The organism is Streptomyces sp. NPDC059788 (assembly GCF_042732265.1).
Classification (GTDB): Bacteria; Actinomycetota; Actinomycetes; order Streptomycetales; family Streptomycetaceae; genus Streptomyces.
In genome coordinates, this window is sequence record NZ_JBHWHY010000052.1 from 63,825 (window position 1) to 72,705 (window position 8,881).

At 73.5% G+C, this 8,881-nt stretch carries 8 protein-coding genes; all 8 read left to right on the forward strand.

Annotation, left to right across the window (positions count from 1 at the left end; translation table 11 throughout):
* The first annotated feature begins 99 nt into the window (after nt 1-99).
* The 8 genes from ACFV57_RS34635 (at nt 100) to ACFV57_RS34670 (ending at nt 8,811) form a co-directional block, all read left to right on the forward strand.
* The gene (locus tag ACFV57_RS34635) at nt 100-1,911 is read left to right on the forward strand and encodes an amino acid adenylation domain-containing protein (RefSeq protein WP_385240416.1); all 1,812 of its coding nucleotides are present in this window, start codon (nt 100-102) and stop codon (nt 1,909-1,911) included.
* Between the two features lies 1 nt (nt 1,912).
* Nucleotides 1,913-2,137: an MbtH family protein gene (locus ACFV57_RS34640; RefSeq protein WP_385240419.1), complete on the forward strand. Its 225-nt coding sequence runs from the start codon at nt 1,913-1,915 to the stop codon at nt 2,135-2,137.
* The gene (gene hppD, locus ACFV57_RS34645) at nt 2,134-3,210 is read left to right on the forward strand and encodes a 4-hydroxyphenylpyruvate dioxygenase (protein WP_385240422.1); all 1,077 of its coding nucleotides are present in this window, start codon (nt 2,134-2,136) and stop codon (nt 3,208-3,210) included. The genes ACFV57_RS34640 and hppD overlap by 4 nt, the downstream gene beginning before the upstream one ends.
* Entirely contained in the window at nt 3,207-4,064 is an 858-nt protein-coding gene (locus ACFV57_RS34650; protein WP_385240425.1) for a hypothetical protein, read from the forward strand. Before hppD ends, ACFV57_RS34650 begins: the two co-directional genes overlap by 4 nt.
* Entirely contained in the window at nt 4,057-5,580 is a 1,524-nt protein-coding gene (locus ACFV57_RS34655) for a methyltransferase domain-containing protein (RefSeq protein ID WP_385240428.1), read from the forward strand. Before ACFV57_RS34650 ends, ACFV57_RS34655 begins: the two co-directional genes overlap by 8 nt.
* A gap of 89 nt (nt 5,581-5,669) precedes the next feature.
* Nucleotides 5,670-7,193, forward strand: a complete 1,524-nt coding sequence (locus tag ACFV57_RS34660) for an FAD-binding oxidoreductase (protein WP_385240430.1) — start codon at nt 5,670-5,672, stop codon at nt 7,191-7,193.
* A gap of 47 nt (nt 7,194-7,240) precedes the next feature.
* Nucleotides 7,241-8,014, forward strand: a complete 774-nt coding sequence (locus tag ACFV57_RS34665; protein WP_385240433.1) for an SDR family oxidoreductase — start codon at nt 7,241-7,243, stop codon at nt 8,012-8,014.
* 176 nt (nt 8,015-8,190) lie between these two features.
* Nucleotides 8,191-8,811, forward strand: a complete 621-nt coding sequence (locus ACFV57_RS34670) for a DUF2306 domain-containing protein (RefSeq protein ID WP_385240436.1) — start codon at nt 8,191-8,193, stop codon at nt 8,809-8,811.
* Nucleotides 8,812-8,881 lie beyond the last annotated feature (70 nt).

Genomic DNA, 8,881 nt, shown 5'->3' on the forward strand with positions numbered 1-8,881 from the left:
CCGGAAGGTTCTCGGAAAATGCGTTGGCGCCCCGGGCCCGTGCGCTCGATCGCAATGCACGAGATGCCGCGGGGTTTCCCGCGGTGCCACGGTCTGTTCATGACCGAATACCGCTGTGGGACGAACTCGCGGGGCCGGGAATCGGATTCTCCCGCTGAACTCGTCCGGCCCGGCTCGATTCAGGAAGGTTTCGCCGCCCAGGTCGCGCGGTCGCCGGAAGCGCCGGCGGTCTCCGCACCGCACACGTGCCTGAGCTACCGGCAATTGGACGAGCGGGCCGGCCGCCTCGCCCGGCTGCTGGCCGGCTACGGGGCCGGGCCGGAGACGCCGGTCGCGGTGCTGATGGAGCGCTCCGCCGACCTGGTCGTGGCGACGCTCGCCGTGCTCAAGTCGGGCGGCTACTACGTGCCGTTGCACCTTGCCCATCCCCCGGAACGGCTGCGCCGGATCATGGCGCACCACGGCAGTCCACTCCTGCTGACGGACGAGGCCGGCTCCCGGCGCGGTGTACGGGCGTCCCGGACCGTCGTCGTCGGCCCCGGCCACGAGCTCCCGGAGCGCCCCGCACCCCCTCCGCGGCCGCCCGCCGATCCCGACCGGCTCGCCTACGTCATCCACACGTCGGGGTCGACCGGCGAGCCGAAGGGCGTGGCCGTCGCGCAACGGGACGTGCTGGGGCTCGTTTACGACAGCTGCTGGGAGGCGTCCCACCACGAGCGCGTGCTGATGCTGGCGCCGTACGCCTTCAACGTGTCCACCTACGAACTGTGGGTCCCGCTCCTGCGCGGCGGGCAGATCGTCGTGCCGCCGCCGGGGGACCTCACGGCCGAGGCCCTCCGCGATCTCGTCGCACGGGAGCGCGTCACCGGGCTCCACGTCACCGCCGGGCTGTTCCGGGTGCTGGCCGAGGAGAGCCCCGAGGTCTTCGCGGGGGTACGACAGGTGCTCACGGGCGGCGACACGATCGCGCCCGGCGCCGTCCAGGCCGTACTGGACGCGCACCCCGGCCTGGTGGTGCGGGCCATGTACGGGGCGACGGAGGCGACGGTCTTCAGCACGCACTCCCCGATGTCCGCGCCGTACCGGGCGGGCACGACGGTCTCCGTCGGGCGTCCGATGGACGGGGTGCGCCTGCACGTGCTCGACAGCCGGCTCCGGCCCGTCCCGGCGGGGGAGGTCGGCGACGTGTACTTCTCGGGGCGGGGCCTGGCCCGGGGATACGCCGGCCGCCCCGGGCCGACCGCCGAGCGGTTCGTCGCCAGCCCCTTCGGCCCGCCCGGTGCGCGCATGTACCGCACCGGCGATCTGGGCCGGCTGTCCCCCGAGGGAACGCTCGACGTCGTCGGCCGGGCCGGGGACCTCGTCAAGATAGCGGGGTACCGCGTCGAGCCGGCCGAGGTGGAGGCCGTCCTGGCCGGGCACCCTTCGGTACGGCACGCCGCGGTGACCGCCCGCGACGCGGGCCCGGCCGGCGCCCAACTCGTCGCCTACGTCGTCGTGGACGGGCCGTCCGTCGACGCGGAGGCGCTGCGCGCCCATCTCCTGGGCGCCGTACCGGACTTCATGATCCCGTCCGTCTTCGTCCCGGTGCCCCGCCTGCCCCTGACGCCCAACGGAAAGCTGGACCGCCGGGCCCTCCCGGAACCGGAGTTCGCGAGCGGACGGGCCTACCGGCCGCCGGCCACCGACGCGGAGAAGGAGCTGTGCGCGCTCTTCGCCGACGTGCTCGGCGTCGAGCGGGTCGGCCTCGACGACAGCTTCTTCGACCTGGGCGGACAGTCGCTGTCGGCGATGCGACTGATCAGCCGCATCCGCCGTCGCCACGGCGTCGACCTGACCGTGGGCGAGTTCTTCGACATGCCGACACCGGCCGAACTCGGCCAGCTGCTGGCCGACCGGAAGGAGGGGTGAGATGACCGGCCCGTTCGACGCCGAGGACGGTGTCTACCTGGTCCTGGTCAACGACGAGGGCCAGCACTCGCTGTGGCCCTCGGCGATCGGCGTACCGCAGGGGTGGACCACCGCGCACGGTCCCGCCGACCGCCGTTCCTGCCTCGACCACATCAACGCCCACTGGACCGATCTGCGGCCGCTCGGCCTCGTGAACCGGCACCGCCACAAGGGAGGAACATCATGACGCCGACCGGGAGCCCCCTCGGGCGCCTCGGGCTGGATCACGTCCGGCTGCTGGTCACCGACCTGGACGCGGCGACACGCTGGCTGGCCGGCGGGTACGGGCTCACCGTCCATGCCCGGGACGCCGGACGCACGCGCACCGTGCGCTCCGCAGGTCTGGGTTCCGGCTCCCTCCGGCTGGTGCTCGCACAGCCGCTCGGCGCGGACACGCCACAGGCCGCGTTCGTCGAGCGGCACGGTGACGGGGTCGCCGACATCGCGTTCCGGGTCGACGACGCGGGTGCCGCCTTCGACCTGGCGGTGTCGCGCGGGGCCCGGCCGGTGGCGGAGCCGGCATGCCACGCAGGCGTCACGACGGCGGCGATCGCGGGCGTCGGCGACCTGGTGCACACCTTCGTCGAACGCCCGCCGGGGCTCGACGCGCGCACGCTCCCGGACCTCGTGCCCGCGCCCCCGGCGGCCGGCGGCCTCGGCCTGGCCGGCCTCGACCATGCGGCCGTCTGCATCCCGCCGGGCCGCATACGTGCCGCCACGGAGTTCTACCGGGACGTCCTCGGCTTCGGCCTGATCTTCACCGAGCGCCTCACCGTCGGCGGCCAGGGCATGACCACCGAGGTCGTCCAGAGCCCGTCCCGGGAGGTCACCTTCACCCTGATCGAGCCCGACGCCTCGCTCCCGCGCAGCCATGTCGACGCGTTCCTGGAGGACCACGGGGGCGCCGGCGTGCAGCACCTCGCGTTCTCGACCGACGACATCGTGCGGACCGTCGGCGACATCGCCTCCCGGGGCATCCGGTTCATGGGCACACCGGACTCCTACTACGACGGCCTCTCCTCCCGGCTCACGCCCGCCCGCCACTCCGAGACCGAGCTGCGCCGGCACCGGATCCTGGTCGACCAGGACCACGAAGGACAGCTCTTCCAGATCTTCGCGCGCTCCGTCCACCCGCGGAACACCCTGTTCCTGGAGGTGATCGAGCGCCTCGGCGCGCGGAGCTTCGGCAGCGGCAACATCAAGGCGCTGTACCGGGCGGCGGAAGCCGAGCGGGCGGGCACCTCCGAGGCCGCACGATGACGCTCCCCGCCCGTGTACCGGGCCGCGACCGGGAGTTCCGCGACGCCGTGGAGCGGCTGCGGGTCCCGGGCATGGGCACGGAGGCGGTCGCTCCCCTGCTCGCGAACCTGGTCCACCTCCTCCGGCCCCGCCGGGTCCTGGAGGTCGGCATGGGATACACGACGCCGTTCCTCGCCAGGGCGCTGTCGGAGGTCGAGGAGCTGATCGCGGAGGAGGCCGCCGGGCTGGCCCGGAAGACCGCGCCCTATGTCCGCGAGGGGAGCGCGCTCGACGACGCGTGGGTCGACGCCGAGCCCGCTCTGCTCGTGCCGTCCTCCTACCGGGAGCCCTACCAGCCACGGCTCGTCGCCGTCGACGACCTGTCCATGCCGGACTCCTCGGCGGGCCGGGTCAGCGAGGTGCTGGGCGCGTTCGGGCTCGAAGACCTGGTGACGATCGTCAACGCCGACCTGCGTTCGTGCGTACCGCTCCTCCCGGCCGACCTGGTGCCCGTCGACCTCGCCTGGGTGGACGCCTGGGACTGCCTGTACTTCTTCGAGGAGTGCTGGGACCTGGTCAATCCCGACGGCGGCGTCGTCGCCCTGCACTACCTGATGACCTACCCCGAAGGCGAAGCGGTCCTGGACTACATCGCCGAGAGCGGGCGGCTGCGCCCCGGGGAGTTCGAGTTCCTGAACCTTCTCGAAGACCACAAACTGCGCCAGAACAGCCTGACCCTCCTGCGCCGCACCTCCGGCTGCACGCCGCGCCGGTACTCCGACGTCGGCCTGCGCCCGCTGCTGGACGGCCCGGTCCGGGAGGACGCGTACTTCCTCGCGCAGACACTGAACGAAGCTGAGGACAACCATGGCTGACGCCGCGACGGTCCGGGGCACCGAAACCCTGGCCCACTCCTACCTCGACGCGGGCCCCCATGCCGCCGACACGGCGCTCGCCCGCCTCACGGCCGCCGTCTGGGAGGACGGGCTGGCGAAGACGGGGGCCGCGCCGTCGGCCGCCGTCCTGGTGGACGCCCTGGAGCGCCTGCCCGCGCACCTCCTCGGCCGCGCCCTCGTCCTCCTGGGCCTCCTCGCCGGGGCCGACGGCCCCGGCGCCCCGGACGCGTACGGCGAGGTCCGCAAGGGCCTCGGAACGTGCCTCGGCCTCCTGGAGAAGGCCCGCGGCGACGGTCCGCTCACGCACGCGCTGCTGTACGTCGTCTCCCACTTCCCCGAGGAGCGGACCCGGATTCTGGACCGGACCGGCGCCCTCGGCCTCGCGGCGGACGTCTCCTCCCGGCTCCGCCGCTGTCTGCGGCCCCTGCCCGGGAGCGACGCGGTCATCGGCCGTGTGTGGCCGTCCCCGGCGGAGTGGAACCTCACCGACGCCGAGCGCGAGCAGGACCGGCAGTGGGTACGGGGCCTCGGCCCGGCGCGGCTCGCGGGCGCCTACGACGGCGATACGCGGATGCTCCTCGGGTACACCGGGGCCCTCGCGTACTGGGCCGTACGCCACGACATGCCGCGGCGGGTCCACGACGCGCGGACGCCGCGCCCGTACCCGGCACCGGCCGGCCCGGCGGCCTGGCACCGGCACACCGCCGTCCTGCGCTGTCCGTGCTGCGGAGGCCGGCCGTCCCCCGCCACCGACGGGCACGCCACCTGCACGGCCTGCTCGACGCGGTACCCGGCCGACCGCGGCGTCCTGGACCTGACGGCCCCGGTCGAGGACGACGCCGACCCCGCGGACGTCCTGCGGAACGCCGCCACCATGGAATCCGTCGGGTACTACTACGAGACGGTGCTGCGGCCCGGCTTCCTGCGGCTCATGGGCGGCAACTGGGCGGGAACCGTCGCCCCGGCGGACGAGGACGCCTACATCACCGAGCACACCCGCCCCACGGACGGGCCGGTGCTGGACCTCGCCGCGGGGGCCGGCCGGTGGACCGGCGTACTCGCGGAAGCGGTCGGCGCCGGGCGGCTGATCGCCCTGGACCTCAACCCGTCGATGCTGCACCGGCTGCGGGGCACGGTTCCCGGGGCCGCCGCCGTCTGCGCCGACGCCCTTTCGCTGCCCTTCGACAGCGGCTCGCTCGGCGCGGTCAACTGCTGGAACGCCCTCCAGGCCATGCCGGACCCGGCCGCCGTGGCAGCCGAGGCGGCCCGCTGCCTGCGGCCGGGAGGGACGCTCACCCTCATGACGTTCCGAGCGGCCGACGACCCGGTCGACCGCTACTTCCAGCGGTCGTTCCGCGGCCCCGGATTTCCGGACGGCATGCCGCTCGGCGGCCTGGCCGACATCACGGCGTGGGTCACCGACGCCGGCCTCGACCTGCTCGACACCTCCACCCCCGGGAACTTCGTGATGATCACCGCGCGGCGTCCGGGCTGAACGACCACCGCAATCCGCGAGATGCCGGCCCGGCGGTCGACGGGCGACCGTCGGGTCGGCCCACGGGACGGAGACGGGAGACGAGGAACATGCCCGACAGCACCGGGGCGCCGGCCGCGCCCACCACCATCACCGCGGACGACCCGCGGTACCCCAACCTGGTCGAGAGCTACAACCACCGCTTCGTCGGACGGCCCGAGGCCATCCGGTTCGCCCGGTCGACCGCCGAGGTGGTGTCGGTCGTCGAATCGGCCGTCGCCACGGGCCGGCGGATCGCGGTCCGCAGCGGCGGCCACTGCTTCGAGGACTTCACCTCCTCGCCCGAGGTCCGCGTACTGCTCGACCTGTCCCCCATGAACGCCGTCGGCTTCGACGAGCGGATGCGGGCGTTCAGCGTCGAGGCGGGAGCGACGCTCGGCGACGTCTACCGCACGCTGTACACCTTCTGGGGCGTCACCGTGCCCGGCGGCACCTGCTTCGAGGTCGGGGCGGGCGGGCACTTCTCCGCGGGCGGCTACGGCCACCTCTCGCGCCGCGACGGGCTGATCGCCGACCACCTCAGCGCCGTCGAGGTGGTGGTCGTCGACGCGTCGGGCCGCGCGCGGGCCGTGGTCGCCACCCGGGACCCCGGCGATCCCCACCGGGACCTGTGGTGGGCGCACACCGGGGGCGGCGGTGGCAGCTTCGGCGTGGTCACCCGCTACTGGCTCCGCACTCCGGGACGTGACCCGGGCGGCGATCCCTCGTCCCTGCTGCCGGCCGCGCCCGCCCGTATGCGCAGGCGCGTCGTCAGCTGGCCCTGGGACGGCGTGACGAAGCGTTCGTTCACCGCGCTGCTCCGCAACTACTGCGGCTGGTACGAGGACCATACGGACCCGGACTCCCCCGCGGCGAACCTGTGGAACAACCTCATCGTGCCGCACCGGAGTTCGCGGACGTTCGGCATGACCGCGGTACTCGACGACGCCACACCGGGCTCGGCCGCGCTGCTGGACGAGCAGTTCGACCGGATCACCGACGGGGTGGGCGTCGCCCCGGTGACGGACGAACTGGACGTCGTGCCCTGGTGGAGCTCGTGGATGCCCTCGTACGACTGGCCCAGCGATCCCCGGGGACGCTACAAGAACAAGGCCGGTTACCTGCGCCGGGGATTCACCGAGCGGCAGCTCGACGTACTCCACCGCTTCCTGGGCGCACAGGACTGCCCCACACCCATGGGATGCCTCGTCCTGACCGGCTTCGGCGGCCGCGTCAACACCGTGCCGTCCGACGCGACCGCGACCGCCCAGCGCGACTCCATCCTCAAGGCGTCGTACAGCACCGGCGTCTGGCAGTCGGCGGAGCAGGACGCCGCCAACATCGCCTGGGTCCGCGCGTTCTACCGGGAGATGTACGCCGACACCGGCGGCGTACCCGTGCCCGGCCGCACCGCCGACGGTTCCTACATCGGCTACCCCGACGTCGACCTCGCCGACCCGGCCTGGAACACCTCCGGCGTCCCCTGGCACGACCTGTACTTCAAGGACAACTACCCCCGCCTGCAAGCCGTCAAGCTGCGCTACGACCCGCGCGATGTGTTCCGGCACGCCTTGTCGGTCCGCCCGCCCGCGTGAACTCCCGGCCCCGCAACCGATCCGCACCGACCCCACGGAGGAGCACCATGTTCGAGGACCGTACCGTCATCGTCTCAGGAGTCGGGCCCGGACTGGGCCGGTCCATCGCCTTGCGCGCGGCCCGGTCCGGTGCGGACGTCGTCCTGGCGGCGCGTACGGGGACGAGGCTGGCCGAGGTCGCCGCGGAGATCGAGGCGGGCGGCCGGCGCGCGCTGGCCGTACCGACCGACATCACCGACGAGGCCTCGGCGGCCCACCTCGTCGAGACGGCCGTCGCGACGTTCGGGCGCGTGGACGCCCTGGTCCACAACGCTTTCGCGGCTCCGCCGCTGGTGGAGCTGGGCGAGGCCGATCCGGACGACATCCGTGCCGGGTTCGAGACGAACGTCGTCGCGGCCCTGCGGCTCACCCGGCTCTGCACCCCCGCCCTCGCCCGGTCCCGCGGCGCGGTCGTGATGATCAACTCCGCGGTGATACGGCACTCCAGGCCCCGATTCGGCGCCTACCGGATGGCCAAGGCCGCCCTTCTCTCCGCGGCACGGAGCCTGGCCGCAGAGCTGGGGCAGAACGGAATCCGTGTCAACACCGTTGCGCCGGGATACATTTGGGCCGACGCGCTGAGGGAGGGGTTCGGTCATGTCGCGGCGGAACGGGGAGTGACGACGCAGCAGGTGTACGACGAGATCGCGGAGACCCTCGACCTCCGCCGGCTGCCCGAACCGGACGAGGTCGCCGACGCGGTGCTCTTCCTCGCCTCGTCCGCCGCCCGGGCCGTCACGGGCCAGTGCCTGGACGTCAACGCCGGTGAGTTCCACCACTGATGGCCCGTACCGACGCCCCGCCCTCCGGCCCGCCGCCGGGAGGCGGGCCGCCGCACGACCACCACAGGACGACGACTTCGGAGCTCACCGTGATACGGAGTGCTGGTCGGCCCGCGGCCGCGGGCCCGGATGCTCAACCACGCGCCGCCGCCCCGCCGGACCCCACGCCGCGCGGCGTGGCGCGCCGCGCCTGGCTCGTCGGCGCGGGCGTGCTCGTGATCTTCAACTTGCTGCACGCCTTCCCGCGGTACGCGACGGGGGACCCGCACCAGTCGCGAATCCCGCTCGACCCGGGGTTCCCGCAGTACTACGGGGTGCTGGTCGCCCACGTGGTGCTCGGGAACCTGTCCATGGTCACCGTCTTCCTGCAACTGCTCCCCGGGGTACGGCGCTTGTATCCACGCGTCCACCGGATCAGCGGCCGGCTCTACGTCTTCGCCGCCGCGCTTCCCAGCGCCCTCCTCGCGTTCGTGCTGCTGCCCTTCTCGAAGGCCCCTTCGGGGCAGATCGGACTGGCGACGATGGCGACCCTCTGGATCGCCACCACCGTGGCGGGGGAGGTCCGCGCCCGGCAGCGCCGCTTCCAGGACCACCGGCGGTGGATGGTCTACAGCTTCGCCCTGGCCCTCGGCACATCGTGGGGCCGGGTGCTCTCCGAGGCCATGACCTACATTCCGGGCTTCCGGATCGACGTGCTGCCGCTGCTGGAAATCTCCTCGTGGCTCGGCTGGATCGTCAATCTGCTGGTCGCCCACTGGTGGCTCCGGCGCAGCGCACCGCCGCGCGGCCTTCCGTGAGACCCCGGGGAGGCGGGCAGGCCGGCCCCGGCCCCCTCCCCCGGACGACGAAGCCCGCGGTCCACTGGAC

What these genes read in the sequence shown, in the direction of transcription:
- ACFV57_RS34635 (WP_385240416.1), top strand. Translation starts at nt 100, where the DNA reads ATGACCGAATACCGCTGTGGGACGAACTCGCGGGGCCGGGAATCGGAT.
- ACFV57_RS34665 (WP_385240433.1), top strand. Translation starts at nt 7,241, where the DNA reads ATGTTCGAGGACCGTACCGTCATCGTCTCAGGAGTCGGGCCCGGACTG.
- hppD (WP_385240422.1), top strand. Translation starts at nt 2,134, where the DNA reads ATGACGCCGACCGGGAGCCCCCTCGGGCGCCTCGGGCTGGATCACGTC.
- ACFV57_RS34640 (WP_385240419.1), top strand. Translation starts at nt 1,913, where the DNA reads ATGACCGGCCCGTTCGACGCCGAGGACGGTGTCTACCTGGTCCTGGTC.
- ACFV57_RS34660 (WP_385240430.1), top strand. Translation starts at nt 5,670, where the DNA reads ATGCCCGACAGCACCGGGGCGCCGGCCGCGCCCACCACCATCACCGCG.
- ACFV57_RS34655 (WP_385240428.1), top strand. Translation starts at nt 4,057, where the DNA reads ATGGCTGACGCCGCGACGGTCCGGGGCACCGAAACCCTGGCCCACTCC.
- ACFV57_RS34650 (WP_385240425.1), top strand. Translation starts at nt 3,207, where the DNA reads ATGACGCTCCCCGCCCGTGTACCGGGCCGCGACCGGGAGTTCCGCGAC.